The organism is Sphingomonas sp. CROZ-RG-20F-R02-07 (genome assembly GCF_022662335.1).
GTDB lineage: Bacteria > Pseudomonadota > Alphaproteobacteria > Sphingomonadales > Sphingomonadaceae > Sphingomonas.
In genome coordinates, this window is the sequence record NZ_JAKNQJ010000043.1 from 1 (window position 1) to 1,579 (window position 1,579).

General features: G+C 68.1%; 1 protein-coding gene. It reads left to right on the forward strand.

All coding sequences use genetic code 11. From position 1 onward, the window contains the following. The first annotated feature begins 33 nt into the window (after nucleotides 1-33). On the forward strand, nucleotides 34-1,296 hold the full coding sequence (locus L8H00_RS18610; protein WP_242098838.1) for an ROK family transcriptional regulator: 1,263 nt from the start codon (nucleotides 34-36) through the stop codon (nucleotides 1,294-1,296). The last annotated feature ends 283 nt before the right edge of the window (nucleotides 1,297-1,579 follow it).

Sequence of the window (1,579 nt, forward strand, 5' to 3'; positions counted from 1 at the left end):
CTCTAATCACCGTCTCGGGCACATGGAAAATGGGTGACGAACCGGATGACGGCGCAGAGGGACCGGGGACATTCGCACCGGGATCGCGTGGTCCATTCGGCGAACGCGCGCTCCGCCCGGCTGTCGGCTTCGATGTCGGGGACGAACCTGGTCCGCGCGGGCGACTATAACCAGCGCACGGTGCTGCAGGCCATTCGCCTGGTGGGCGAGACGTCGCGCGTCGAACTCGCCACGCTCACCGGCCTGACCGCGCCGACGATCGCCAACATCACCAAGCGCTTGACCGAACTCGGCCTCATCAAGCTGGTCGGGCGGCGGCAAGGCGCGCGTGGACAGCCGGCACTCCGCCTCTCGATCGACCCAGACGGCGCTTTCGCGATCGGGCTCAACATCGATCGCGACCATATCAGCCTCGCGCTGGTCGATCTCGCGGGCAGGGTGCGGCGCCTGGTGGGGCAGGAGATCGCGTTCGCCTTGCCCGAGGATGTGGTGGCGTTCGCACGCAAGCGGATCACCAAGCTGCTGACGGTCGAGGGCGTGTCGCGCGACAAGGTGCTGGGTGTCGGCGTCGCGATGCCGGACGATCTCGGGCGCATCCCCATCCCGCACCGGCCCGCTGCCTATGACGCATGGAACAACATCGACGTGGCCGCGGCAGTGCACGAGGCGCTGCCTTGGCCGATCCATGTCGACAACGATGCCGCCGCCGCCGCGTTGGGCGAGGCCCAGCAGCGCCCCGGCCAGGACGCGCAAAACTTCTTCTATCTGCTCATCAGCGCCGGACTGGGCGGAGGCCCGGTGATCGAGGGTAATTATGCCCGCGGTGCCGCGCTGCGCAGCGGCGAGATCGGGCTGATGCCTGATCCCTCCTCCGCGCGGCCGAATGCCGTGGTTCAGGATACGGTGTCGCTGTCGGCGCTTCGTGCGCGGTTCGAGGCCGCGGGCAAGGCGGACGATCTCGCCAACCTCGTCTCGGACGATCCGTCGTGCCGCGCGATCGTCGATGCCTGGGTGCATGATGCGGCGCAAAGCCTCGCCTCGCCGCTCGTCGCGGTGAACTGCCTCATCAATCCTGCCGCGATCCTGATCGGCGGGCGGCTGCCGCTGCCGCTGATCGCGCGGCTGGCGGCGGCACTCGAGACCGCGCTCGACGCCTTTGCGCTACCGTCGCGCGCGCCCATTCTCGCGGCGCTGGCCGCACAGGACGGCGCGGTCATCGGCGCCGCGATGCTGCCCTTTCTGGACCATGTTCTACCCTCCGACGCGATCCTGATTCAGGCGGGCCGCCGCGACTAGAACTTGATGGCGCTATCTTGCGCCGTTCGCCTGGAGCGTGTCGAAGGGCCTGTGCCGCAGCCGAATGCCCAACGGTGGGGAGCGGGCTTCGACAAGCGCCGCACGAACGGATCCTAAGGACAGATCGATCCAACGTCCGCGCCGGTGCTGTCAGTCTAACGCGAACCCGTCTCCACACGATGCACGTCGCGCTTTGTACGCATCGGCCTAGCTTGCGAGGACCTGCCACTCCGCCAGTGCGGCAGAGCGGCGTTCCTTGTAGGTCTGGCGGGCGACGAGGTGG